The following is a 24,874-nucleotide window of genomic DNA, read 5'->3' as shown; positions in this document are numbered from 1 at the left end:
TGCGCTTCAAGGACGGGATCGCTCGATCGGGGGGTAACGACTTCGTGCAGCCGGACGGCCTATGGCGAGGCCGGTACCTCGTCGTCGGCTTTCCGGCCGGAATTCGCGGCCCGCCTATCAGCCTTTTACGCCTGAAAGGCTGCGGCATATGCGGCGTTTGCGGGGGATCCTGCGGCCCGCGCGATCTGCAGGCCGATCGCGAAGCTGGTGGTCGCGACCCGATTGGCTTCCGTGGGTTGCGCCGCCTGCTCAGGCGGATACGGCGCGCGCCGCGTTCGCGCTGCGCTGGTTCCGGCGATATTCGCTGGGCGAGACGCCGAGCCACTCCTGGCAGGTCCGCCAAAGGCTGCGCCGCTCCGACAGGCCGAGTTCCTCGGCGACGTCGTCAAAATGGATGTCGGTCGCCAGCAGCGACAGCAGCTTTTCACAGCGGACGTCGCGGGAGACCATCCGGAAACTCGTTCCCGCCTCCCGGAGCCGGCGCTGCAGTGTCGCGATGCTCATACCCAGCATCGGCGCTACTTCCTGGAGCGTCAGGGTGCGGGTCGCGATGAGGTCCCGCACCTTTGCCACGACCGGCGAAAGACCGTCACGGGCGCGGACGGGACGCGCCGTCAGGCATAGATCCTCGAACGCCTTTGTCTCGTTGCTCCAGTGCTGGTATTTGCGGACGCCGAGCGGCAGGTCCATATCATCACGGTCATAGACGATCGTCACGCCGCGGCCCTGGCGCGCCGTGCTGGCGGACAGGCCGGACAGAAGGCTGCCATCCGCCTCATCGAGATTGGCTGACAGCCGGATCTGGACAGGCTCCAGCTGATGATCCGTCACCCAGAGTAATACGCAGTGGAAGACCAGCGCAATGAGCTCGACATAGCGCTCGAGCCTGGCGACTTCACTGGGCGCGACTGCGCTGGGCTCGACCATGTAGTTCAGGTGTACGCCGTTTCGACCGTAGCCGACGGTCACCGCCATGCCGGCGCAGACCGCCGGCACGAGTTCCGCGAACTGGCGCAATCCGTCCGAAAGGGTGTCCATCTGGTTGACGGCAGAAAAGATCATTTGCCACGTCGATTTGGCAATTGGGCGAGGCGTGCAGCCATGCCCCTCATCGCCGGACATGTTGATGTTCCGGAGGCAGAGCTGCCAAAAATCACGGTGCTTGACGAGCGCGGGTGGCGAACCGGCGTCGTCGGCAAGGCCGGCATCGCGCAGCAGCGCACGCGCCAAGGCCTTTCCAAAGAACGACTCTACATAGCGGATCGAGATCGTGTCGCCTGCGAAGGTTCTGAGCGAAGCCTCCTGCTCCTCATGCGTTCTCAAGCCGAAGTCGCCGCCGTGCAGCTCGCCAATTTGCAGAAAGGCCGGGGTGGCCTGGCCGGCGGACGTGCGCATCGCCGCGATCGTTGCACGATTATCCGTGAGCATCGGACTCTCCGTTCAGGGTCTTTCTCACACCTGATGTGTGACTCGCCTCGAAAGCTGTACGCTATTAAAAATTCTTCTTCGTGTAAAGGTCGTTTGGTCGCGCGAGAATTCATCCAAAAACAGCACGGTTTTTGAAAATGGGCGCGATATCTGCAGTGCTCTGAAAAGCTGAACTGAATCACAGATCGGGCAGGTGACGCATTTGGTGAAGAGGCCCTTGCTGGATCGGGTCATCGCCGCCGGCGGTGAAGGCGGCTACATCGCATGAAAGATTTGCAGCGGAGACTCGTTTGACCGGACCTCTTGAGGGGCGCAGCGCGCTGGTAACCGGCGCCGGATCGGGAATCGGTCGAGCGACCGCGCGATTGCTCGCGGCGCGGGGCGCGCGCGTGATCGCGGCGGACCGATCCGAGCGCGTCCTCGAAACGGCCTCGGATCACGGGGGCATCACGGCAATGATCGCGGATGCAGGTGACGAGCGAGACGTCGAAGCCATGGTCGCGCGCGGCGTCGCTCATCACGGCAGGCTCGACATCCTGGTCGCCAATGCGGGCGTGGACGGGGGCATCGGCGGCTTGTTCGAACAGGACGCCGCGACCTGGGAACAGGTATTGCGGGTCAATCTGATCGGCGCGTTCCTGGCGGTCAAGCATGGCGCCCGCGCGATGCTGGACGGTGGACATGCGGGTGCGATCGTCTGCACGGCATCGGTCGCCGGGCTGCGGTCGGGGGCGGGCGGGCCCGCTTACTCAGCGTCAAAGGCGGGGGTGATCAATCTCGTTACCGTTGCCGCCCAACAATTGTCAGGCTCGGGCATACGTGTGAACGCCGTCTGCCCCGGTCTGGTCGAGACCGGCATGACCCAGTTCATCTTCGATGCGGCGCGCGAGCGCGGGCGTGAGGACCGGGTCGGCCAGATTAATCCGCTACGGCGCGCGGCGCAGCCCGAGGAGCTTGCGCAGGTGATCGCCTTCCTCGCGTCGGACGAGGCGAGCTACGTGAATGGGCAGGCTGTGGCGGTGGACGGCGGTCTGTCGAGTTCGCTCCCTGTAAGCCGGCCACCCGTGATCGGCGAAACCCGATTCTAAATCCCGCTACCAAAGGATCAATCTTCATGGACGTCTCTTCACTCTTTCGCCTCGACGGGCGTGTGGCGCTCGTTACCGGCGGGTCGCGCGGAATAGGGCAGATGATCGCGGAGGGCTTTGTGGCCGCCGGTGCCACCGTCTACGTCACCAGCCGCAAGGCCGATGCATGCGAGGCGACTGCTGGAGCGCTTGGGCCTACTTGCCACGCATTGCCCGGTGACGTTTCGACGGTCGCGGGCGTGCAGGCGCTCGCCCGCGCGCTCGGCGAGCGCGAACAGCGGCTGGATATCCTGGTCAACAATGCCGGCGCCGCCTGGAACGCACCTTTGGCGGATTTCCCCGAGAGCGGGTGGGACAAGGTCATGTCCCTCAACGTCAAGACACCCTTCTTTCTTGTCCAGGCCTTGCTGCCGATGCTGAAGGCGGCCCGCCAGCCTGCGAAGGTCATCAATGTCGCATCCGTCGATGGACTGCGCCCAAATCCGTGGGGGGTGTACAGTTATCAGGCGTCGAAGGCGGCCTTGATCCATCTCACCAGGCGGCTCGCGGCGGAACTGATCGCCGACGGCATCGTCGTCACGGCATTGGCACCGGGCGCTTTCCCGAGTGAGATGAACCGCGCCGCGCGTGAGGACGCGGAGGCCGTCTCCAAGGCGATCCCGGCCGGGCGGGTCGGGAATGCCGAGGATATCGCGGCCGCCGCCATTTATCTGGCGTCGCGGGCCGGCGATTATGTCGTCGGGTCGACGCTGCCGGTCGATGGGGGTATCGTCAGCGCCGCCTATTCGGGTGCCGCCGATTAGGCGGCACCGTACAATGCGGCATGATCGGTAGCGTAACGCTCATACGAGTCTTTCAGCGTTGCCATGTTGAGCAGCATGGCAGCGACGACACGGTCGGTGCCGCTCGCAAAGAGGGTCGAGCGCACCCACATGCTCTCCGTCCGCCGGCTGCCGCTCAGGAACAAGACCTCGCGCGCGATTTCGTAAGGCTCGCTCACGAAAACGGGGCCATCGATCAGCCGGATCTCCTGATCCGCGAAGAGGCCGACCGCCGGCCCGCGCGCGCCCAGATCGACCTCGTCTATTCCATATTGCATGAGCACGCTGATCATCTCGAGCGGGACGATCGGCCGGCCCCATGGGGTGTCTGCACTGGAATACCAGCTGGAGGGCTCGGTGATACGCTGCAGCTTCTGGGTGAGGGAGAAGGGGTACATCGCGCCCATGATCTGATCCGGGTCCATGCGCGCCGGCCTCCGCTCCGTCCGCGTGCCGACCTTCACGTCCGCCAGGATCACCGGCTGCGCGAGCGGCTGCAGAGACGCCAATCGCTCCTCCAGCGCGGATTGCGGCTGGGAAGCGCCGGCCGCCGCCGTGCCGCGCAAAATCTCGGTGCCGTCAGCACGCTCCATCCAGATTTCTGCCGCCTTGGCCGGATCGGTCGGCCGGCGGAGAAAGGCCCGGACCTCCTCGCCCTCGAACACGGGCGCGCGATAGTGGGCCGAGATGCAGCCGGACGTCAGCCAGCGCTCGCCCCAGACCGCATAGCCGAGGGGAGCGAATTGGCTGAAGTGGGTCGGCCCTTCGATCGTGCCGCCTGCGAAGCCGAGCTTGCGGGCAGTCTCATCGTCGTGGATCGAGGAGTGCCCTTCATATTGCTGGACGGCCAGCATCTGAAGCGGGCGCCGCAACGGCCCGCGCAATAAGCCCTCCTGCTCTTCAATCATGCCGCCGAAGGCCACTGTCCTGTTGTCGGTCATGCCGATCCCCGTCGATTGTTTCATACCGTCATTGGCGATCGGGCCGACCCGGTGGAAGGACTGGGGAGCGCAACCCGATGGTCACAATTCGTGGCGCCTTCTGATCGTGAACGTTACCGCACCATTGCACGATATCGTCATCGTCCTGATCCTGCCTCGTCAGTAAGGCTTTGCCGCACAATCAGGAGCAAGACGTGCGAACGCGCATCACCGAGCTGTTCGGTATCGAACATCCGATCATCCAGGGCGGGATGCATTATGTCGGCCGGGCCGAACTGGCCTCGGCCGTGTCGGAGGCGGGCGGGCTCGGCATTCTTACCGCGCTGACGCAGCGCACGCCGGCCGATCTCGCCAAGGAGATCGCGCGGTGCCGGGGGATGACGACCAAGCCGTTCGGCGTGAACCTTACCTTCCTGCCATCCGTCAATCCGCCGGATTATCCGGGTTATATCCGCGAGATCATCGACGGTGGCGTCCGGATCGTCGAGACGGCGGGCAATAACCCGGTCGAATATCTGCCTGTCCTCAAGGAGGCGGGGATCAAGATCATTCACAAGTGTACGGCGGTCCGCCACGCGCTGAAAGCAGAAGCGATCGGTTGCGATGCGGTTAGCGTCGACGGCTTCGAATGTGGCGGGCACCCGGGCGAGGACGACGTCCCCGGGCTGATCCTGCTGCCGCGGGCAGCCGACCAGCTCACGATACCGTTCGTTGCCTCGGGCGGCATGGCGGATGGCCGGTCGCTGGTGGCGGCGCTGGCGCTGGGAGCCGACGGGATCAACATGGGGACCCGCTTCGTGGCGACGCAGGAAGCCCCCGTTCACGACAACGTCAAGCAAGCCATCGTCCGCGCGGGCGAGCGCGACACCAGTCTGATCATGCGGACACTCCGCAACACCGAGCGGGTCCTGCGTAACGCCGGGGTGGAACGCGTGCTGGAGCGTGAGCGTGAGCTCGGCGACACGATCACTTTCGCGGACATCGCGGATGACGTGGTCGGCATCTATCCCCGCGTGATGATCGACGGTGAGGTCGAGGCAGGCGCATGGAGCTGCGGCATGGTGGCGGGCCTGATCCATGACGTACCTTCGGTAGGCGCGCTGATCGACCGGATCATGACCGAAGCCGACGCGATCGTGCGCAGGCGGTTGTCGGCTCTGCTCTAATCTCCTTGGCGCGTCGGGCCGGTAAGTTACCGTCGCGAAGCGCCTTCCCGTTCTTCTTAAATATCCCTGGAAGTGACAATGACATCAGACTTTTCAGAACAGAAGCTGGGCGATTGGTTCCAGGCTAATCTATCCGACCATGGCACGATGACGGGTGTGACGAAGTTCCCTGGCGGACAATCCAACCCGACATATCGGGTCAGTACCACCGCTGGCGATCTCGTGCTGCGCCGCAAGCCTTTCGGCGACCTGCTCCCCTCGGCCCACGCGGTGCATCGGGAGCACCGGTTGATCGCGGCACTGCATCCGGTGGGATTTCCGGTGCCCAAACCTGTCGCCCTCTGTCGCGACGAGGCGGTGATCGGTGCCGAATTCTACCTCATGGAAGCGATCGAGGGGCGCACCTACTGGGACGGCATGTTGCCCGAGCAGACCCCGACGGAGCGACGGGCGATCTACGAGGCTGCGATAACGACGCTGGCGACACTGCATTCGATCGAACCTGAAGCCGTGGGGCTTGGCGATTTCGGCCGGGCCGGAAACTATTTCGGCCGGCAGGTCGATCGCTGGACCAAGCAGTATCGTGCAGCCCAGACAGAAACGATCGAGTCGGTCGAGAAGCTGATCGAGTGGCTCCCCCGGACTCTGCCCGAGCAGGGGCGGACCAGCATCGTCCATGGCGATTTCAGGATCGACAACATGCTGCTGGCACGCAAGTCGACGTCGGTTCTTGCCGTGATCGACTGGGAGCTTTCCACGATCGGCGATCCGCTTGCCGATCTCTCCTATTTTGCGATGGCCTGGACGATGTCGTCGGACGGGCATTCGTGGATCGGCGATGCGGACTTCACGACGTCCGGTATTCCTTCGCTCGAGGAAATCACGGCCATGTATTGCGAAAAGACGCGTCGGGCCGAGATTCCCAATCTCCACTGGTACTTCGCCTTCAACATGTTCCGTCTCGTCGGCATCATGCAGGGCGTGAAGCGCCGCATGCTGGACGGCAATGCGTCGAGCGCCAACGCCGAGGATGCGGTGGCCCGGCTGAAGCCCCTCGCCGAAGAGGCGTGGGTGCAGGCGCGCCGGGCGGGCGCCTGCTGACCCCGGAGATCAGCGCCCCCCGAAAACGGCGGGGCGCTTCTCCACGAACGCGGCGGCCGCCTCGCGGTGGTCGCTCGTGGTCGTGCAGGAAATGTGCAGAGCAGCTTCGATGTCGAGGCATTCCCCGGCAGGCGACGTCAGCGCGCGGTTCAGATTTTCCTTCATGAAGCCCAGCGCAATCGCCGGCCCCGAAGCAAGGCGCGTCGCCACTTCCAGAGTGGCATCCATCAGCTGATCGGGCTCATGCAGCCAATTCGCCATTCCGATGCGCAGCGCTTCCTCCGCAGTGACGCGATCGGACAGGTAGAAAAGCTCGCGGGCCTTGGCGCTGCCGAGCAGTTGCGACGCGAAGTAGGCGCCGCCGAAATCCCCCGGCAGGCCGACCTTGGCGAAGGCCGTCGTCAGGAAGGTCGTGCTAGCCATTGTGCGCAGATCGCACGCCATGGCCAGCGAAAAGCCGGCGCCGGCGGCGGGGCCGTTGATCGCGGCGATCGTGGGTTTCGGCATTTCGAACAATTTGCCCGAGGTGGCACGCTGATAGTGACGCTGGCGCGGCACCCAGGATGGACTGGTCTGATCCTCGCCCGCCACCGTCATCGCCTTCACGTCGCCGCCAGCGCAGAAAGCGCCTTCGGCTCCGGTCAGGACGATGCAGCCCACGTCGCGATCCACCTCGGCGCGTGCAAGCTGGTCTTCCAGAGCGTCGAGCATGGGAATGGACAGGGCGTTGCGCGCTGCCGGACGGTTCATCGTCAGAACGAGAACGCGTCCCTCGCGGCGCGCCAGAAGATCATCCGTACCTGTATCGATCGCAGTCAAGGCTCTTACCCCTAATGGTTACCATCATAAGGTGTAGAGCGGCGCCCGGTCATGCTGCGATGACCAGATCGGCCAAAGCGCGAGTAACAATCCGCATCATCGCTGATTTGTCCGGTTACCTGCGGAGTGTCGTACTCCGTCATTGCTGAACGGCATGTGGAGGTGGAAAGCAGGGAGGGGCCGTGCCTGCGGCCGCATTTATGGAGCCGGAATGAGCGAGCTACTCCAACGCAGTCTACTCAGCGCGTGGCGCGAACTTACCGCCCCCGGCGCGAAATACGAGACCCGGCGAATGGAGGCCTATGGCCGATCCGTCATCGGCTATGTCCGTGCGCCGGAAAATCTTGCACAGATATGGAATGACACGGCCGATCTCGGCGACCGCGACTATCTCGTGTTCGAAGACGAGCGGCTGACCTATGCGGAAGCGCATGACCGGGTGCGCGCTGTCGGCGCGTGGCTGGCCCGGCAGGGTGTGGGCAAAGGGGATCGCGTAGCGATCGCGATGCGCAACTATCCGGAATGGATGCTGATTCAGTGGGCCTGCACCGTGATGGGCGCGGTGGTCGTCGGCATGAACGCCTGGTGGGTGGCCGACGAAATGGCCTATGTCCTGAACGACGCGGCGCCGAAGGTGATCTTCTGCGATGCGGAAAGGCTGCAACGGCTCGCCGAATGTGCCGGGCTCGACTCCTCGCTTCAGGTCGTCGCGGTTCGGGCCGAGCCTCCGTCGGGTGCGCTTGCCTGGGACGAGGTCATTGCCGAGCAGGGCGAACTGCCACGTCCCCGGCTCCACCCGGAAGACGATGTGTGCATCTTCTACACCTCCGGCACGACCGGCTTTCCGAAGGGGGCGCAGCTCACCCATTTGAGCTGCGTCTCCGGGCTGATGAATCAGAATTTTTCGGGCGAGGTGCAGAACCGCGCAGCTGAGATCGCATTTGGGGCAGGGCGCTCCGTACAGCCGCCGGTCATCCCGGTTGCGCTGGTCACGACACCCCTGTTCCATGCCACTGCGAACAATACCCTGGCGCAGCCCGCGACCATGGCCGGTGGCAAGGTCGTTCTGATGCGCAAGTGGGATGCAACCGAGGCCGCGCGGCTGATCGAGGCGGAGCGCGTCAGCCATATGACAGGCGTGCCGCTGATAGTCCGTGAGCTGATCACCTCCGCAGCCGCGACCGAGCGAGATCTGGGCAGCCTGTTCATGCTGGGCGGCGGCGGCGCATCCTTTCCCCCTGACCTGGTCGACAAGGTGGACGCGTTTCCCGGCACCGCCTTTGCGGGCACGGGCTTCGGCATGACCGAGGCTAACGGTTCGATCACCATCATCTCACGCGAATTTTTCAGCGAGCGCCCGCGCAGCTGCGGAAAGGTTCTGCCCGGCTTCGAGATCAAGCTGATCGATACCTATGCCGATGCCGCCGGCCGTGAACTGGGCGAGGTGTGCGTCAAAGGCGCCAGCGTCATCAAGGGCTATCTCAATCGCCCGGAGGCAACTGCCGAGACCTTCGTCGACGGATGGCTGCATACCGGCGACATCGGCTATCTGGACGAGGATGGCTATCTCTACGTTGTCGATCGGAAGAAGGACATGGTGCTGCGCGGTGGCGAGAACGTGTTCTGCGCTGAGGTCGAGGCGGCATTTTTCCGTCATCCCGCCGTGGTCGAGGTCAGCGTCTTCGGAGTCGAGGACGAGCGGCTGGGCGAGGAGGTCGCGGCTGCGGTGATGTTGCGCCCCGATCAACCGGCGAGTGCCGCCGAGCTTCGCGAGAGCGCGGCGCGTTATCTCGCCGCCTATAAGGTGCCGCGCTGGATCTGGTTGCTCGACGAACCGCTGCCCCGCAACGCGAGTGGCAAGATCCTGCGGCGCGAGCTACGCACGACATTACGTCTGGAAGAAGCCGACTGACCGCGCGTCGGCGCGAGATCATTCCGGCAGCATCGGGTGCTGGCCCCGTAGCGCCGCGCCGATAGTCCGCTCGAATTCCTGTCTCGCGCATGCCATGTGGACGGTTGGCTTGCCGGTAGCCTGGATGCGCAGCCCGCGGCCGACGAACTGCGCCATGATGAGGATCGTGGCGCGTGAGGTATCGGGCGTTCCGAGCAGCGCGGCAAAGTCTGCCTCGAACGCAAGGACGATGTCGGCCACGGCGGCGCGCAAGCTTGAGCGACGCACCGCACTCAGCCACGCCTGATGCCCGGCCATATTAGCGGTTCCGTCCTCCAGGACGCTGCGGACATGTATGGTTGCGAGCAGGTCGCCAGCCGGAACATCGGCCCCGGCAGCGGCGATCAGCATCGCCTCATAGCGCTCCTTCATGCGGCGGAGGAGTTCGCTTTGCGCCAGGTCGGAAAGTTCGTCGATCCGCGCGAAGTGATAGGCGGGGGCCGCGTTGGTAAGGCCGGCCCGCCGTGCGACGGCACCATAGGTTACGGCCTGCGCATCGCCGGATTCCAGCAGCCTGACCGCCGCGTCCACGATCCGCGCACGCGCATCGCCCGATTTGCCGGGTTCGACGTTTGCGCTTTGCCGCGCTTCGATGTCGTTCCGGAGGTGTCCGCACACCGACGACAGCGGCTGGCCCTCTTCCAGCACGAGCGCGATCTGCTCCTCCGAGAGCTGGAGCGGCAGGGTGATGAACAATAGGCCGACCACGGTATCGATTGCGGGATTGACGAGCGCGGCGGCGTCGGGCGTACCGAACTCGGTGAGGAGTTCGCTCCAGATGTTTTCCATCCGGCTGAACCATTCTTTCGCCAGCGCATGCCCGCGCTCGTCGCGCGTGCAGTCTAGCATGATCTCCGACCAGGCCAGCGTTTCCGATCCATGCCGTCCTGCGGCGTTCTTCAGCAGCTTGATGACGAGCGCAGGCAAGTTGGCCACGACGGGCTCGCCCGCACGGTGCCGTTCCCTGGCGCGCACGAAGGCATTGACGTAGGCGTCGAGCAGGCGGGCCTGCGCGTCTGCGATCAGCGCGAATTTGCTCGAATAATAATAGGTCGTGGCAGCGACCGACACGCCGGCGACTTCGGCCACGCGCCGATGGGTGATTGCGCCCTGACCTTCGCTGGCGAGCAGCGAGATGACGGCCTTCGCGATCTTCGCGATGGCGTCCTCCGATCGTCCCTGTCGCGGGACGCGAGCTTCGGCCCGACGATGTCGACTGGTCAGGCCCACAGTTGTCACCTGAATCATGTGCGGTAGAGCCACGTCTGTGGGCCGATGCGGGCCATCGCGTCAAGCATAGTAACGTGCGATGCCGATGGTTTTCGACAGAAGATGGTTTGATGTGAAAGTTGACCTTTGTTTTGCCGCCGGGCGTCATCGCGCAACGTGGTCGGGTGCTTATAAGCGACAAAATAACCATAGATGGGGAGAATGTGATGCGCACGTCTTTGTGGCTGATCGGAGTTTCTATGACCACCTTGCTTGCCGGCGGGGTGCAGGCGCAGACTGCGGGCGGAACCGCCCCGGTCGCAGAGGAGCAGCCATCAGGTCTGGAGGATATCGTCGTCACGGCCTCCCGGCGATCGGAGTCGCTGCGTGATGTGCCGACTGCCGTTTCCGCTTATGGCGGAGATCGCCTGAAGGAACAGCAGATCGTCAATTTGACCGACGTCTCGTCGATCAGCCCCAACATTCAGATCTCGAGTTTCGCGACGAACGCCAATGTCGCCATTCGCGGCATCGGCAACTCGCAGGTCGGCGCCGGTGCCGATCCGGGCGTCGCCGTGCATGTCGATGGTGTGTATTTGGGGCAGGCCGGGCTGGCAGTGCTCACCTTCCTCGATGTCGACCGCGTCGAAGTGTTGCGCGGGCCCCAGGGCACCTTGTTCGGCCGCAACGCGACCGGCGGCGCCGTCAACCTCGTGCCGCGGACACCGACCACCCAGTTCGATGCAGGCGTAGACCTGGCGTTCGGCGTCGATCCGGAAATGATCCGGAGTTCGGCCTATGTCAGCGGACCGCTGTCGGACAGCGGCAAATTGCTGGGCCGGGTGGCTGTCTCGCAGGACTGGAACAAGGGCTATACGCGCAATGCCAACCCGGCGTTGAAGGGCGTGGGTGGGGCGAGCGCCGACATTCCCCGCCGTCTGGACGATCTCAACACCTCGGCCATTCGCGCCCAGCTCGAATGGCGGCCGAGCGATAGCTTCAAGGCTCGCCTGTCGGTCGAATATGATCGCGAGAACGACAACGGGCCGGCCGCCTTCATTCTCGGTACGCCTGATCCCAACCAGCAGCTTCCCATCTTCATCCAGGGCATGCCCACGGGAGATCCCAAGCACAGGATCGCCTACGCGAACGTCGGCCGTAAGGACCTCGATTCGACCATGGTCAACCTGATCACCGACACGACGATCGGCGGCGGCAGTCTGAAGACCACCTTGTCCTATGCGCACAGTAGCAACCTGACGATTCAGGATGGCGATGGCGCCTCCTTCGACTTCACGCACACCGGATATCGCGACGTCCAGCGGCAGTATTTCGGTGAAGTGTTGTACGCTTCGGACGCGAAGCTGCCCTTTACGTATGTTGTGGGCGCCAATTTCTTCGATGCTAGACAAACGCAGAACGTGTCCGTGCCCATCGCCGGCCTGGCCACGGGAGCGGACCTCAACAATGACGGCACCATAGACACGCTTTTCGACGGCTCACTGCTTCCGACCGGAGACCTGATCCCGGTGACGGTGAACCTGGGCGGAACGGTGAAGACGCGATCCTACGCCGCCTTCGCTCATGCCCAATATGAAGTGCTGCCGGGTGCAAAGGTCTTCGCCGGCGGCCGCTACTCGCACGACCGGAAGATCGCGATCGAGTATAACAACTTCTTCGGCGACGGTACGCAGCGGGCCGCATGGAGCCGCTTCACCTATGAAGTTGGTGCATCCTACGACATCAGCAACCGGATTACCGGCTATGTGAAATATGCGACCGGTTACAAGAGCGGCGGCTATGGCGTGGGATCGCGCGGACCTGCTGTCGATCCGGAAACGAACGCCAATTTGGAAGCCGGTCTCAAAGGATCCTATTTCGATGGCCGGCTGCAGGCGAACCTCGCTGCGTTTCATATGAAATATGACAATCTGCAGGTCAGTCAGGTGATCGGCACCGCATCGACGCTGTCTAACGCGGCAAAGGCGACCATCACCGGCCTGGAGGCGGAATTCGCGCTGCGCCCGGTGGAGCATCTGCGGATCGATCTGTCGGGCGCCTATACCGATGCGAAGTTCGACAAGTTCATCACACAGGATTCAGCGCGGCCGTATCTCGGTGTTCTGAACCTGGCCGGCAACCGTCTGCCCCAGGCTCCCGAATGGAGCGGCAGCGCCGGTATTTTCTACGATATCCCGATGTCTGACGGCACGTTGACGCCGTCTGCCCGCTATGACTGGAAATCGCGGATGTTCTTCAGCGAGTTCAACACCGATATTTCCTCGCAAAAGGCAGTCGGGCGGCTCGACCTGAACCTGCTCTACAAATCGGCGGACGGCCGGTGGACCGGATCAATCTTCGCGACCAACGTCACCAACGAGCAGATCAAGAACAACGTGCTGATCGTCTCCGGCGTGCTGGGCTCGCTCGCGGACGCGAACTACCGGCCAGGACGACAGGTCGGCATATCGTTCGGATACCGGTTCCGTTAAACAAAAGGCTGTTCGGTGGCCCGCCGACATGGCGGGTCCACCGGACGGGGTAGAGGATATCATGACCAAGTTGCTCGAAGATCCGCGGATCGATCCGCGCATTAAGAAGGTGTTTGGACGCTTCTCGCAGCCGGCCGCCACCGACCTGTCAAGCAGGGCGGAGGTGCTGGAGGTGATGTCCTCCGCCGATGCGCGGGCGGCTCTGGACATCGAAGCCGAGTTGTTTCGCTCGACCGCTACGGAGGACGCGGCACCCTCCCACGGCATCGTTTACGAGACCTTGGAGTTTACGTCCGAGCCGGATGGGAACCGGGTCAAGATTCAGCTGGTGCGGCCGGAAGGCGACCAAATACTGCCATGCGTCTACTATACGCACGGCGGCGGAATGGCCTATCTTTCGGCGTTCGACGAGAATTATCGCGCCTGGGGCAGGATCATGGCGGCACACGGCGTCGCGGTCGCCATGGTCGACTTTCGCAACTGCATGTTGCCGTCCTCCGCATCCGAAGTGGCACCTTTTCCAGCGGGCCTGAACGATTGCGTTTCGGGTGTCAGGTGGGTTGCCGCGAATGCCGAAAAACTGCGGATCGATGCGGGCCGAATCATCATCGCTGGCGACAGCGGTGGCGGCAATCTGGCGCTCGCCACGGCGATGAAGCTGAAACGGGATGGCGATGTCCACCTGATCCGTGGCGTGTACGCACTATGTCCCTATATCGCGGGACGCTGGCCTCATCCGGACCATCCCTCTTCGGTGGCCAATGAGGGCATCTTCATCAGCATCCAGAACAACCGTATTGCGCATGCCTACGGGATCGAAGCGTTCCACAACGAAGATCCGCTCGCCTGGCCGTCCTTTGCCAAGGCCGAGGATCTGCAGGGGCTGCCATTGACCGTGATCAGCGTGAACGAATGCGATCCACTGCTCGACGAGGGCGTGAGCTTCTATCGCAAATTATTGGCGGCGGGGGTGCCCGCGCGTTGCCGACAGGTGATGGGGACGATCCATGCCACGGAGATTTTCCCCGCCTGTGCGCCGGATATCAGCGCTACGACGGCAAATGACATCGCTTACCTTGCCCGAACTAGCCGCTAACGGCCCTGGGAAGCGCTGCGTGCAATGACCTAAGTCCTATTTTCAAGGCGAAGTTGGCACACGAATGAAGTGTTCGAGCAGAGGATTGCGATGTCGGACGGTTCTTAACAAGCGGGATGCTCTTCGCGGTACCCCTCTCGACCGCCTAAGGCGTTCTCGACTTATCATAGGCATGTTGCGCTTCCGTCAGCTTCATCCCGTTTGCGCGTGACCAGCTGTAGAGCGCCGCGAAGGGGTCGCGCAGCGAGGCTCCAAGCGCCGTGATCGTGTACTCGACGCCAATCGGTTGAGTCGGGAGCACCCTGCGGTTGATAAGGCCGTTGCGCTCCAGACGCTTTAGTGCGTCCGACAGAGCCTTGTGGGTGATGCCGTCGAGCCGTCGCTTGAGGTCGTTGAAGCGTGCCGGCTGCGTGCACAGGACGCTGAGGATCAGCACCGTCCATTTGTTGGCGATCTGTTCGAGTATCGGCCGCGTCGCGGCAACGTCGAGCGGTAGTTCAAGGTCATCTGTAGGCATGGGTATAGACCCCGATATCTAGGCACTCTCGGGTGCGTTATTGATCCTAAATATACAAATGATATCTATGAGTCATCAGCAAAGATGTGAGGACATATGAGCAGACTTTCAGGAAAGATCGCGGTCGTCGTAGGTGGTCACGACGGCATTGGCGGCGCGATCGCGCAGCGCTTCGCAGTTGAAGGTGCTACGGTTTACGCGACCAGCCGGCGGGCCGATGGAAGTGACATCGCTTACGGTGCGGGTAGTGTGCGCGCCCGCCGCGTCGATGCATCCGATGCGGAGGCCCTCGCCGCCTTCTTCGCGGCGGTACAGCGCGAGGCGGGGAGGGTGGACGTGCTCGCCGTCAGCGCCGGTATCTCGGAGTTCTCGACGCTGGATGGGGTCAGCGAGGATCATTTCGACCGGCACTTCGGGCTGAACGTGCGCGCGCTCCTGTTCGCCACCAAGGCCGCGACCGCGATCATGCCCGACGGCGGCTCAGTGGTGCTGGTCGGCTCGATCGCCGATGAGATCGGAACCAAAGGCTATGGCGTCTACGGGGCTACCAAGGCGGCTGTGCGCTCGTTCGCACGCACCTGGGCGAACGAGCTTGCCCCCCGCAGCATCCGCGTCAACGTCGTCGCGCCCGGGCCCACCGACACCGCCATGTTCGCGGCGGCGTCTGACGAGGTGCGGGAGACGCTAACACAGTTGATCCCGCTCGGCCGCATGGGTCGAGCCGACGAAGTGGCCGCAGCCGCGTTGTTCCTCGCCAGCGATGAGGCGAGCTACATCACCGGGGCCGAGCTTCCGGTAGATGGCGGCATGGCGCAGGTTTGACCCTTCGAAGAAAGCACATGATCGAAGATCTCAACCGACAGGTGCTGCTCGTGAGACGTCCTCAAGGCGCGCCGCGCCATGAGGACTTTCGCGTTGTCGACAGCCCTCTGCCGATCCCGTCCAAGGGCGAGCTGTTGCTGCGCAACCTCTATCTATCCGTCGACCCATATATGCGTGGGCGGATGAACGACCGGCTCGATTCCTACGCGCCGCCCTACGCGCTTGGAGCGCCTCCCGGCGGCGGGACGGTCGCCCGGGTCATGGCCTCGCACCGCAACGACTTTGCCGAAGGCGATCTGGTGGTTGTGCCCGATGGTGGCTGGCAGACCTACGTCGTCTCGGATGGTATGGGGTTGCGCCGTCTGCCGGCAGACATGGCGCAGCCGTCTCAGGCGCTGGGCGTTCTTGGTATGACGGGCTTCACCGCTTGGTGGGGGCTGACCGCGATCGGCAAGCCGCGCGCGGGTGAAACGCTCGTGGTGTCCGCGGCAGCGGGAGCAGTCGGGTCGGTCGTCGGTCAGGCCGGCCGGCTGCTGGGTTGCCGGGTGATCGGCATCGCGGGCGGCACCGACAAATGCAGATACGTCGTTGATCATCTCCGCTTCGACGCATGTGTGGATTACCGCGCGCCGGACCTGAAAGGGCAGCTCGAACGAGCGGCCCCCGAGGGCATCGACATTTATTTCGAGAATGTCGGCGGTGCGGTGCGCGAGGCGCTCTGGCCGCTCCTGAACAACGATGCGCGTGTGCCGGTATGTGGGCTGATATCGGGTTATAATGGTATGACCGGCGGAAGTGGCGAGGTCCACGACCTGCTCCTGTCCCTCATCTTAAAGCGAATCCGGCTGGAGGGCTTTATCAACGCCGATCATCTCGACGACTTTCCCGCCTTCGAAGCACAGGTTCGCGGGTGGCTCGACGCCGGAGAGCTGCACGCGCCGGAAACGATCGTCGAGGGGCTTGAAGAAGCGCCGGCCGCCTTCATCGGTCTGTTCGAAGGACGCAACACCGGCAAGCTGGTCGTGAAACTGCCGGAATAGGCCAGCCGCAGCCAGATCGATCCGCGGTTATCTTGTCCTCTGCGGCCGCGCTCAGCTCCGAGACTTGCGACGGGTGTTCGGCGCTCTCGCACCTCGATCAGCTTAGCTTCTCGCGGAAGAAGGCGATCGTCCTACCCCAGGACAGCGCCGCAGCCTGGGCATCGTAGCGCGCCGCGGAGCTATCGTTGTGGAAGGCATGCTGCGTGCCCGGATAGTCGAAGCGCCGGACATCGACATGTGCGGCCCTGAGTGCTTCGATCCATGGCGTCGCCCCGGCGTTCACCCGATCGTCGTTGCCCGCATAATGCAGGAGCATCGCGCTCTTCACCTTCACCGCTTCGGCGGACGGCGGCGGCGGGCCATAATAGGCGCAGGCGGCAGTGAGGGCAGGCCCGGCGGCGACCGCGAGCCGGTTGGCCATCGCGCCGCCCCAGCAGAAGCCGACCACGCCGACCTTGCCGTTGAGCAGCTTGTCGCGCGCCAGGAAATCGATCGTTGCGACGCCATCGGCGGTGGCGGCGGAGAGGTCGAGCGCGCCGATCATCTGACGCGCCTTGTCCTCATCGGGCGGGGTGCCGCCCTGCGTCGCGAGGAAGTCGATCGCGACGCCGACAAAACCGCCGACGGCCAGCCTGCGGGCGACATCCCTGGTATAAGGCTGAAGTCCGCGATTCTCATGGACTACCAGGACAGCGGCCGGCTTCTTCGCGTGCTTTTTCGGGATCGCCATATAGCCGAACAGCTGATGGCCATTGGCGCCCTTCCAGTGGACCATCTTCGCATTCAGCCGCTTGTCGTCCTCGGCGATAACGGTCGCGGCGGCGGGGCTGGCGGCGATCGAGGCGACGAGAAGCTGCGCGGCGGCGGCGCTGCCGGCCAGCCGGGTCATATCCGCCATGAAGGCGCGGCGATCCTGCGTGCCATGGGTGAAGCGATCATAGAGCGCAATCGCGCGGGCCTTGAGTTCATCCTCGTCCATTGTCTTGGTCCTTTCGGCCAGAGGTCAGTCCCCGGCTGTGACTGGGGCGGCGGGGGCAGGGGCAGCGGCAGGCGGCGGCATGGCGACCAATGGCGATGGCGCTGCGGCCGCCGCATTGTCCGCCGGTGCCGCAACCTCCGGTCTCGGTTCCGGTTTTGGTGCGGCGACGACCGCGCCGCCGTCCTTGGGCATCCCGCTCGCATCGCCGGTCGTCGCGTCTATCGCGGTCACCTGGCCCGACCGGTCGACCGGCAGGGCGTAATCGTCGAGGCTGGTCGCGATCTGCGGCTCGCCGGTCGGGTCGGTATCGGCCGGAGCTTCCTCCTTGCCGCAGGCGGAAAGCGCGAGCAGCGCGGTGACGATTAGGAGCGGGCGCAACATCAGCTTATATCCCATGATAGGCGCGGAACCAGTCGACGAAGCGCGGGACGCCCTCGGCGATGCTGGTCGTCGGATGATAGCCGAGATCGCGCTGGATGGCGCTGATATCGGCGAAAGTCTCGCGGACGTCGCCGGGTTGCATCGGCTTCATTTCCCGGATCGCCTCCCGGCCGCAGGCGGCTTCGATCGTGGCGATCAGTGCGGTCAGTTCCTCCGAACGGTGATTGCCGATATTGTAGAGCGCATGGGGGCTTCGGCTGCCCCCGGCCTTCTCCGCGCCATCATCGGCGGGGGCATGGTCGAGCGCCGCGATCACGCCGCTGACGATGTCGTCGATATAGGTGAAGTCGCGCCGCATCTCGCCGCCGTTGAAGACCTGGATCGGCCGGCCCTTCAGGATCGCGTCGGTGAACAGCCACAGCGCCATGTCCGGCCTGCCCCAGGGGCCGTAGACGGTGAAGAAACGCAGGCCGGTCTGCGGCAGGCGATAGAGATGGGCATAGGTCTCGCTCATCAGCTCGTCGGCCTTCTTGGTCGCTGCGTAGAGCGAAACAGGATGATCGACCCTGTCCTCGACCCGGAAAGGCAGGCTGTCGTTGCTGCCATAGACCGAGGAGGAGGAGGCATAGACGAGATGTTCGATGCCGCGGTGCCGGGCGAGTTCGAGCAGATTGAGGTGGCCGAGGAGGTTGCTGCGCGCATAGGCGCGGGGATTTTCGATCGAATAGCGCACCCCGGCCTGCGCGCCGAGATGGATGATCCGATCGAACTCCAGCCCGGCGAGCGCGGCATCGAGCGCGGCGTCGTCGGCGAAGTCACACAGGAGGAAGCGGTAACCGCCGGCCGCCTTCTCGATATGCGCGATCCGGTCCCGCTTCAGGCTGACGGAATAATAATCGTTGAGATTATCGATGCCGATCACCCTCTCGCCGCGGGCGAGGAGGCGCAGCGAGCAGTGCATACCGATGAAGCCGGCGGCGCCAGTGATCAGGATCGTCATGCCGCCATATTAGGCGCTTGAAAAACCTATCTTCAAGGCTTCCCATTGCGCAGCGATGGCTTTAATGCCCGCTTCACCGCGCGATGCTGGGGCGTCGCCAAGTGGTAAGGCAGCGGCTTTTGGTGCCGCCATTCCCAGGTTCGAATCCTGGCGCCCCAGCCAATTCTCCTAACGCCGAACATGGACCATTCCCGCAGGCGGCCTGCTCAAAAAACGGAGAGGCGACAGATGGACGTCCAAGATCTTTTCAGCCTGAAGGGGCGTGTGGCGCTGGTCACGGGCGGTTCCGCCGGCATCGGGAGGTCAATCGCGGCCGCCTATATCGCGGCGGGTGCCAAGGTGTACATCAGCTCGCGCAAGGCGGACGTCTGCGAGCAGACCGCGCGCGAACTCGGCAATATGTGCATCGCCCTGCCGGCCGATGTCTCGACGATCGAGGGCTGCAGCCAACTCGCCGAAAGCCTGGCGGCACGCGAAGCGGCGCTGGACATTCTCGTCAACAATGCCGGCATCGCCTGGGGAGAGGCGTTCGAGGACTTCTCCGAAAAGGGCTGGGACCGGGTGATGGACCTCAACGTCAAGTCGCCCTTCTTCCTGACCCAGAAGCTGCACGGGCTGCTCAAGACGGCGGCGTCCCGGCGTGGTCCGGCCAAGGTCATCAACATCGCCTCGATCGACGGCCTGCGGCTCAACAGCTGGGAAACCTACAGCTATCAGGCGTCCAAGGCGGCGATCATCCATTTGACCCGGAGACTTGCCGCGCGGCTGGTCGGTGACGGCATTCATGTCACCGCGATTGCGCCGGGGGCGTTTCCGTCGAACATGAATCGCGCGGCCCGCGATCATGCCGACACCGTCAGCAAGGCCATCCCGTCGAAGCGGCTGGGTTCGCCGGAAGATATCGGTGCCGCGGCCATCTACCTCGCCGCGCGGTCGGGCGACTATGTGGTCGGCGACACCCTGGCCGTGGATGGTGGCCTGGTTCACGCCGAGCTGGGCGCAAGTATAGACGGTTAAGCCCAACGCTTTCCCGGCCCGGGGAGCCCTGCCGCCGTAGCGCGGCGAGCAGGGCTTGGGAATCAGTCAGCGAAGCTGTGCTTCCATTGGCTGGCCTTGTCGTGGCCCTCGCGGACCGAGCCATAGGCCTCCAGGATCACCGCCTTCACGTCGGGTGACAGGCTGGCCTCCTCAAGGGCGGCGTCGTATTTTTCCTTGAGATAGTCCTCGCCGCGTTCGACCTCCTCGATGACCGCCTTGTCATCCCGGCCGGTGATGGCGCTCTTCATGTCCAGGAAGGTTCGATGGGCGGCCGCAAGGAGGCTGCTGTCGTCTTCGGGATTCCCGCCTAGACGACGGACTTCCTCCTGCAGTCGTTTCACGACCTGGCGGCGCTGCTGCGCCATTTCGGCGAAGAAGGAACCGAAGCGCTGGCTATCGCTATGCTCGGCGGCGTCTTCGAAGCCCTTCACGCTGTCCAGCGTGGTCTTGATCAGATTGTTGAGAATGGCTGTTTCGGCGCAGTCGTCCATGTCCAACTCCTGTACTTGGGAGCCGGGAAACGAAGCCCGCCGCCTTTGGATGCCATCGTTCCGCGTCCCGACTTGACTTGGGTTAGTCTGAGCGATCCAGCCGGTGCCGACCAACCCTTGTTTCGGTGCGCTCCGGGACTTCTTCATGCCCTAAGACGGTGGCCGAGCTTTGGAACCGATGGTCGACACCCCAGTTTAACGTCACCGCGTTCAAGGGATCATTCGGGACAATGGATAGGGACAGCGAATATTACCTGCACAGGGCCGAGGCCGAGCTCTCTTTGGCACAGGCGGCGCCGCATCCCGCCGCCGTACGCGCGCACTACCATCTGGCCGGTCACTATCTCGATCGGGCTTATGCTCTGGGAGTCCGTAAACCGAGCGCGCGGCTGATCAGGATCGACGATCTGCCGACTTCGACGGAGAACGCATAATCAAATGTAATGCAGACAAAACAATATTTTGCTATCGCATTCTCCGGTCGCGTAGAGATGGAAGGCGACTGGCCGTTGAATGACGATCAGCCGAACGTCGTCGCCAGTGCACCGTCAGCAGCGGTCAATAATCGCTCCGGATTACCCCTGAAAGGCCACGCTGCAGCAGGCCGGGGTCAGTCTTCCAGGAACAGCTCCGCAACCGCATCGGTGATCGCGTCGCTGTCGAGGCGATAGGTGCGATAGAGATCGGGCAGATCGCCGGTCTGGCCGAAGCGGTCGAGACCAAGCGGGCTTACCTTCTGTCCGCGCACGCCGCCGAGCCACGACAGCGCCGACGGGCTGCCGTCGATGATTGTTACCAGCCCGGCATCGGGTGACAATTCGCGCAGCAGGGTTTCGACATGGGCGCGCTCGCTGGAACCGCCCTGCCAGCGCCCTGCCTGCCGCGCGGACCACCCGCGGTGCAGCAGATCGGGCGAAGTGACGTTGAGCAGGCCAAGGCCCGGAATGTCCTCCGCCAACTGATGATAGGCGGCGATCGCTTCGGGCGCGATCGCGCCGGTGAAGACGATCGCCGCCTCCGCGCCGGGGGCAGGTCGCATCAACCAATATCCACCCTTCAGCGCGTCTTCCTGCCACCCGTCGTCGCTGCGTTCGATCTGTTCGATCGCGCGGGTGGTGAGCCGGAGATAGACCGAGCCGCCATCCTCGGCCTGCATATGCTCGAACGCCCAGCCCATCATCAGCGCCAGTTCGTCGACGAAGGCGGGCTCGAAATAGGTGAGGCCGGGCTGGCCCATGCCGATCAGCGGCGAGTTGATCGACTGATGTGCGCCGCCCTCCGGCCCGAGCGTGACTCCCGATGGGGTCGCTACTAGCAGGAAACGGGAATTCTGGTAGCAGCCATAGTTGAGTGCATCAAGGCCGCGCGCGATGAACGGGTCATAGACCGTTCCAATCGGTATCAGGCGCGTGCCGAAGACTGGAGCGGCCAAGCCCAGCGCCGCCAGCATCAGGAACAGGTTGTGTTCGGCTATGCCCAGCTCGATATGCTGGCCCGCGCCATGGCCTGACCATTTTTGCGCCGACGGAATCCGCGCGGCGTGGAAAACGTCCTTCAATTCCTGCCGGCGGAACAGGCCGCGATGGTTCACGAACGCGCCCAGGCCGGTCGACACCGTCACGTCGGGCGATGTGGTGACGACCCGGTCGGCGAGAGGATGGCCCGACTTGGCAAGATCGAACAGGATGCGGCCGAACGCTGGCTGGGTCGCCTGCTCGGTACCTTCCGGAACGGCCAGCACCGGCACGGGAACCGGTGCGGCGGTCGGCTCGCTCCGCCTGGCGGCAAGGGGCGAGCGTGCCACGAAATTCTTCAACGTCGCCGCGAGGTTGTCGCCAAGGCCGCCATAGGGCTCCCATTCGTCGCCTTGCGGGATGTTGAGGCTCTGGCGCAGCCCGTCGATCTGGCTGGGGTTCATCAGTCCGGAATGATTGTCCTTATGCCCGGCGAAGGGCAGGCCGTAGCCTTTCACCGTATAGGCGATGAACATCGTCGGCTTGTCGTCATCGGCCTGAGCGAAGGCGTCGAGCAGCGTCTCGATGCAGTGGCCGCCAAGATTGGTCATCAGCGCGGCCAGGCCCTCGTCACCGAAACTCGCGATCAGCTTGAGCGCCTTGGCGTCGCCCGCCAGATCGGCGGTCAGGCGCGCACGCCACGCAGCGCCGCCCTGATAGGTGAGCGCGGCGAATTCCGCGTTAGGGCAATTGTCGATCCAGTCGGCGATCGCCTTGCCGCCGGGCTTACGGAAGGTCTCGCGCTGCTTCTTGCCATGCTTGAGTGTCAGCACGCGCCAGCCGCAGGTGCGGAAGATGTCGTCGAACCGGTTGAACATCCGGTCGGCCGTCGTCGCGTCGAGCGACTGGCGATTATAATCGACGATCCACCAGCAGTTGCGGATGTCGTGCTTATAGCCCTCGATCAGCGCCTCGTAGATATTGCCCTCGTCGAGTTCGGCGTCGCCCATCAGCGCGATCATCCGGCCCGCATCGGCCTCGGCCAGTTCACCATGCGCGATCAGATAGTCCTGGACCAGGCTGGCGAAGGCGGTGATCGCGACGCCGAGCCCCACCGAGCCGGTCGAGAAATCGACGGGGATCTTGTCTTTGGTGCGACTGGGATAGCTTTGCGCGCCGCCCAGGCCCCGGAAACGCTGGAGCTGATCAAGGCTCTGATTGCCCAGCAGATAATGGATCGCGTGCAGTACCGGGCCGGCATGCGGTTTCACCGCCACCCGGTCATTCGGGCGCAGCGCATGGAAATAGAGCGCCGACATGATCGCGGTCATCGAAGCGCAGCTGGCTTGATGGCCACCTACTTTCAGGCCATCGCGGCTGTCGCGCAGATGATTGGCGTTATGGATCGTCCAGGCGGAGAGCCAGCGCAGCCGCGCTTCAAGCGCGTCGAGCGCCGCCACCGTTGACGGGTCCTGAGGCTTGATGTCGTGCAGCATGCGGGGTCCTTTAAGGCGTTATCGCCCCCTGATAGAGGATCATGTGCTTCCTTTCCTTGCGAATATGATCGACTTATCCGGTCAGATTGGCATAAAATATCTTCATATCGACACAGAGGAGCGAATTATTCCAAATCTTACAATTGATGCGATAGATCAGCGGATACTGTCGGAATTGCAGCAGGACGGCCGGATCACCAACCACGATCTTGCGGGCCGCGTGGGCCTCTCGCCCAGCCCATGCCTGCGGCGCGTGCGTCAGCTGGAGGAAGCGGGGATCATCCGCAACTATGTCGGGCTGGTCGATCCGGCGGCGGTGGGCCTGCAGGTTTCGGCGTTCATCCGGGTGCGCCTCGACGGGCAGGACGACCGCCATCTCGCCGCCTTCGAACAGATGATCGCCGGCTTCCCCGAAGTGATGGAGTGCTATCTGATGACGGGAGAGTGCGACTATCAGTTGCGCGTCCTGGTCGCCTCGCTCGCCGAGTTCGAGGAATTCCTCCGTCAGAAGCTGACCCGAATCTCGGGCGTGTCGCAGGTCACGTCGAGCTTCGCGCTGAGGCCGATCGTCTACCGCACCGCCATCCCTGTCGGTCCACGGGGGTAGCGGGGGAGGCGGCGGCTTCCCATATGCGGTGTCGTTCCGATCCATCCTCTCGTCGCAAAGGCCAATCCACCTGCCATGACAGACTTGATCGCCCATCTCGGCCTGCTCGACGACGAGGAGATTGAGCTCGATCTGGCCGCGCTCGAGCTGAGCGGCCTCGACCATGAGGCCGTCGCTCTCGATCCCTATGTGGCGCTGCTCGACCGGATGGCGGCAGACCTCGGCGACGCCGCCGAAGGCGCCGTGTCGGGCGAGGAGCAGGCGGCGGTCCTGGCAGACCTGCTTTTCGCGCGACATGGCTTCACCGGCGACAAGGCGACCTATGACGCACCGCTCAATGCCGACATGATCCGGGTGCTCGACCGGCGGCAAGGGCTGCCCGTCAGCCTGTCGATCCTCTACGTCGCTATGGCCCGGCGGATCGGCTGGTCGGCGGATGCGCTCAACATACCGGGGCATGTTCTAGTCCGCGTCGGGCCCGCCGAAGCATCGGTGGTGATCGATCCTTTTCATGATGGAATGATCGTCGGCGCGGACGCGCTGGCGAACCTGCTCCGCCGCACGCTTGGCGTGGAGGCCGGGAGCGGGCCGGTGCGCGTCGAGCCGATGAGCAACCGGCAAGTGCTGGTGCGCTTGCTGCTCAATCAGGCGAGCCGTGCCGAGCAAGACGGCGATTCGGCGCGGGCACTGACGGTCTATGAGCGAATGGTCGCAGTCGCGCCCTCGAGCGGGCAAGGCTGGTGGGATCTGGCCCGGCTTCAGCTGGCCGCTGGCCGGGTGGAGGAGGCTCGCGTCAGTCTCAGCGCGATGCTGGAGGTCACCCGCGACGGCGACAGCCGTGCGCATATCTCGGCGGCGCTGGAGGCGCTGGCGGGGCGGTGACCTGGGACAGCAAAGCCTGCTTGGTCGGGATGTTTTTCGCTGGTAAATCATTGTC

The 24,874-nt window shown here is 63.9% G+C and carries 23 protein-coding genes and 1 tRNA gene; 14 read left to right on the top strand and 10 right to left on the bottom strand.

All coding sequences use genetic code 11. From position 1 onward, the window contains the following. Positions 1-249: 249 nt before the first annotated feature. Positions 250-1,428 (bottom strand): helix-turn-helix domain-containing protein, encoded by a 1,179-nt coding sequence (locus ASE00_RS06645; RefSeq protein ID WP_056378366.1) that lies wholly within the window; start codon positions 1,426-1,428, stop codon positions 250-252. A 290-nt stretch (positions 1,429-1,718) separates the two neighbouring features. On the opposite strand from ASE00_RS06645, the gene ASE00_RS06640 reads away from it, so the two are divergent. Beyond that, positions 1,719-2,516, top strand: coding sequence for an SDR family NAD(P)-dependent oxidoreductase (locus ASE00_RS06640; RefSeq protein WP_056378364.1), 798 nt, complete (start codon positions 1,719-1,721; stop codon positions 2,514-2,516). A 26-nt stretch (positions 2,517-2,542) separates the two neighbouring features. Beyond that, on the top strand, positions 2,543-3,319 hold the full coding sequence (locus ASE00_RS06635; RefSeq protein WP_056378362.1) for an SDR family oxidoreductase: 777 nt from the start codon (positions 2,543-2,545) through the stop codon (positions 3,317-3,319). On the opposite strand, the gene ASE00_RS06630 is transcribed toward ASE00_RS06635, so the two are convergent. Continuing rightward, positions 3,316-4,278 carry a hypothetical protein gene (locus ASE00_RS06630; RefSeq protein ID WP_056379399.1) on the bottom strand — a complete coding sequence of 321 codons (963 nt, stop codon included), beginning with the start codon at positions 4,276-4,278 and terminating at the stop codon, positions 3,316-3,318. The genes ASE00_RS06635 and ASE00_RS06630 overlap by 4 nt on opposite strands. A gap of 194 nt (positions 4,279-4,472) precedes the next feature. Between ASE00_RS06630 and ASE00_RS06625 the strand changes: the two genes are divergently transcribed. Together ASE00_RS06625 and ASE00_RS06620 are read left to right on the top strand one after the other, a co-directional pair. After that, on the top strand, positions 4,473-5,444 hold the full coding sequence (locus ASE00_RS06625; RefSeq protein WP_056379397.1) for an NAD(P)H-dependent flavin oxidoreductase: 972 nt from the start codon (positions 4,473-4,475) through the stop codon (positions 5,442-5,444). 78 nt (positions 5,445-5,522) lie between these two features. Beyond that, positions 5,523-6,545 carry a phosphotransferase family protein gene (locus ASE00_RS06620; protein WP_056378360.1) on the top strand — a complete coding sequence of 341 codons (1,023 nt, stop codon included), beginning with the start codon at positions 5,523-5,525 and terminating at the stop codon, positions 6,543-6,545. A 9-nt stretch (positions 6,546-6,554) separates the two neighbouring features. On the opposite strand, the gene ASE00_RS06615 is transcribed toward ASE00_RS06620, so the two are convergent. After that, positions 6,555-7,364, bottom strand: coding sequence for an enoyl-CoA hydratase (locus ASE00_RS06615; protein WP_056378358.1), 810 nt, complete (start codon positions 7,362-7,364; stop codon positions 6,555-6,557). A gap of 211 nt (positions 7,365-7,575) precedes the next feature. On the opposite strand from ASE00_RS06615, the gene ASE00_RS06610 reads away from it, so the two are divergent. Beyond that, entirely contained in the window at positions 7,576-9,276 is a 1,701-nt protein-coding gene (locus ASE00_RS06610; RefSeq protein ID WP_056378357.1) for a class I adenylate-forming enzyme family protein, read from the top strand. 18 nt (positions 9,277-9,294) lie between these two features. Here ASE00_RS06610 and ASE00_RS06605 read toward each other — a convergent pair whose 3' ends face one another. Beyond that, on the bottom strand, positions 9,295-10,554 hold the full coding sequence (locus ASE00_RS06605) for a TetR/AcrR family transcriptional regulator (RefSeq protein WP_162256417.1): 1,260 nt from the start codon (positions 10,552-10,554) through the stop codon (positions 9,295-9,297). 230 nt (positions 10,555-10,784) lie between these two features. On the opposite strand from ASE00_RS06605, the gene ASE00_RS06600 reads away from it, so the two are divergent. Both ASE00_RS06600 and ASE00_RS06595 read left to right on the top strand, forming a co-directional pair. Continuing rightward, the gene (locus ASE00_RS06600; protein ID WP_056378353.1) at positions 10,785-13,016 is read left to right on the top strand and encodes a TonB-dependent receptor; all 2,232 of its coding nucleotides are present in this window, start codon (positions 10,785-10,787) and stop codon (positions 13,014-13,016) included. A 70-nt stretch (positions 13,017-13,086) separates the two neighbouring features. Then, on the top strand, positions 13,087-14,112 hold the full coding sequence (locus ASE00_RS06595) for an alpha/beta hydrolase fold domain-containing protein (RefSeq protein WP_200957880.1): 1,026 nt from the start codon (positions 13,087-13,089) through the stop codon (positions 14,110-14,112). Between the two features lie 145 nt (positions 14,113-14,257). Here the strand turns inward: ASE00_RS06595 and ASE00_RS06590 are convergent, their stop codons facing one another. Further along, complete coding sequence (locus ASE00_RS06590) at positions 14,258-14,629, bottom strand: winged helix-turn-helix transcriptional regulator (RefSeq protein ID WP_056378349.1); 372 nt, start codon at positions 14,627-14,629, stop codon at positions 14,258-14,260. A gap of 96 nt (positions 14,630-14,725) precedes the next feature. On the opposite strand from ASE00_RS06590, the gene ASE00_RS06585 reads away from it, so the two are divergent. Next, positions 14,726-15,451, top strand: a complete 726-nt coding sequence (locus ASE00_RS06585) for an SDR family NAD(P)-dependent oxidoreductase (RefSeq protein ID WP_056378346.1) — start codon at positions 14,726-14,728, stop codon at positions 15,449-15,451. Positions 15,452-15,468: 17 nt separating this feature from the next. Further along, positions 15,469-16,491 (top strand): NADP-dependent oxidoreductase, encoded by a 1,023-nt coding sequence (locus tag ASE00_RS06580; RefSeq protein WP_056378344.1) that lies wholly within the window; start codon positions 15,469-15,471, stop codon positions 16,489-16,491. Between the two features lie 97 nt (positions 16,492-16,588). On the opposite strand, the gene ASE00_RS06575 is transcribed toward ASE00_RS06580, so the two are convergent. From ASE00_RS06575 to ASE00_RS06565, 3 genes are read right to left on the bottom strand one after another with little or no spacing between them, the layout of a single operon-like run. Next, the gene (locus ASE00_RS06575) at positions 16,589-17,470 is read right to left on the bottom strand and encodes a dienelactone hydrolase family protein (RefSeq protein ID WP_056378343.1); all 882 of its coding nucleotides are present in this window, start codon (positions 17,468-17,470) and stop codon (positions 16,589-16,591) included. A 24-nt stretch (positions 17,471-17,494) separates the two neighbouring features. Then, positions 17,495-17,851, bottom strand: a complete 357-nt coding sequence (locus tag ASE00_RS06570; protein ID WP_056379395.1) for a hypothetical protein — start codon at positions 17,849-17,851, stop codon at positions 17,495-17,497. Between the two features lie 4 nt (positions 17,852-17,855). Next, positions 17,856-18,851 (bottom strand): GDP-mannose 4,6-dehydratase, encoded by a 996-nt coding sequence (locus ASE00_RS06565; protein WP_056378341.1) that lies wholly within the window; start codon positions 18,849-18,851, stop codon positions 17,856-17,858. Between the two features lie 87 nt (positions 18,852-18,938). Here ASE00_RS06565 and ASE00_RS06560 point away from each other — a divergent pair. Both ASE00_RS06560 and ASE00_RS06555 read left to right on the top strand, forming a co-directional pair. Continuing rightward, positions 18,939-19,013 (top strand) — tRNA-Gln (locus ASE00_RS06560). Between the two features lie 66 nt (positions 19,014-19,079). Next, entirely contained in the window at positions 19,080-19,868 is a 789-nt protein-coding gene (locus tag ASE00_RS06555) for an SDR family oxidoreductase (RefSeq protein WP_056378338.1), read from the top strand. A 62-nt stretch (positions 19,869-19,930) separates the two neighbouring features. Here the strand turns inward: ASE00_RS06555 and ASE00_RS06550 are convergent, their stop codons facing one another. Beyond that, on the bottom strand, positions 19,931-20,527 hold the full coding sequence (locus ASE00_RS06550) for a ferritin-like domain-containing protein (RefSeq protein WP_235538555.1): 597 nt from the start codon (positions 20,525-20,527) through the stop codon (positions 19,931-19,933). An 83-nt stretch (positions 20,528-20,610) separates the two neighbouring features. On the opposite strand from ASE00_RS06550, the gene ASE00_RS06545 reads away from it, so the two are divergent. Continuing rightward, entirely contained in the window at positions 20,611-20,814 is a 204-nt protein-coding gene (locus ASE00_RS06545; protein WP_056378334.1) for a hypothetical protein, read from the top strand. A gap of 176 nt (positions 20,815-20,990) precedes the next feature. On the opposite strand, the gene ASE00_RS06540 is transcribed toward ASE00_RS06545, so the two are convergent. Next, on the bottom strand, positions 20,991-23,330 hold the full coding sequence (locus ASE00_RS06540) for a transketolase (RefSeq protein ID WP_056378332.1): 2,340 nt from the start codon (positions 23,328-23,330) through the stop codon (positions 20,991-20,993). A 64-nt stretch (positions 23,331-23,394) separates the two neighbouring features. On the opposite strand from ASE00_RS06540, the gene ASE00_RS06535 reads away from it, so the two are divergent. Both ASE00_RS06535 and ASE00_RS06530 read left to right on the top strand, forming a co-directional pair. Next, positions 23,395-23,937 (top strand): Lrp/AsnC family transcriptional regulator, encoded by a 543-nt coding sequence (locus ASE00_RS06535; protein ID WP_082594488.1) that lies wholly within the window; start codon positions 23,395-23,397, stop codon positions 23,935-23,937. Positions 23,938-24,012: 75 nt separating this feature from the next. Continuing rightward, positions 24,013-24,819, top strand: coding sequence for a SirB1 family protein (locus tag ASE00_RS06530; RefSeq protein WP_056378330.1), 807 nt, complete (start codon positions 24,013-24,015; stop codon positions 24,817-24,819). Positions 24,820-24,874 lie beyond the last annotated feature (55 nt).

Origin of the sequence: Sphingomonas sp. Root710 (genome assembly GCF_001429065.1) — a bacterium.
Lineage (GTDB): Bacteria > Pseudomonadota > Alphaproteobacteria > Sphingomonadales > Sphingomonadaceae > Rhizorhabdus.
This window is presented reverse-complemented; position numbering and strand designations above follow the sequence as displayed.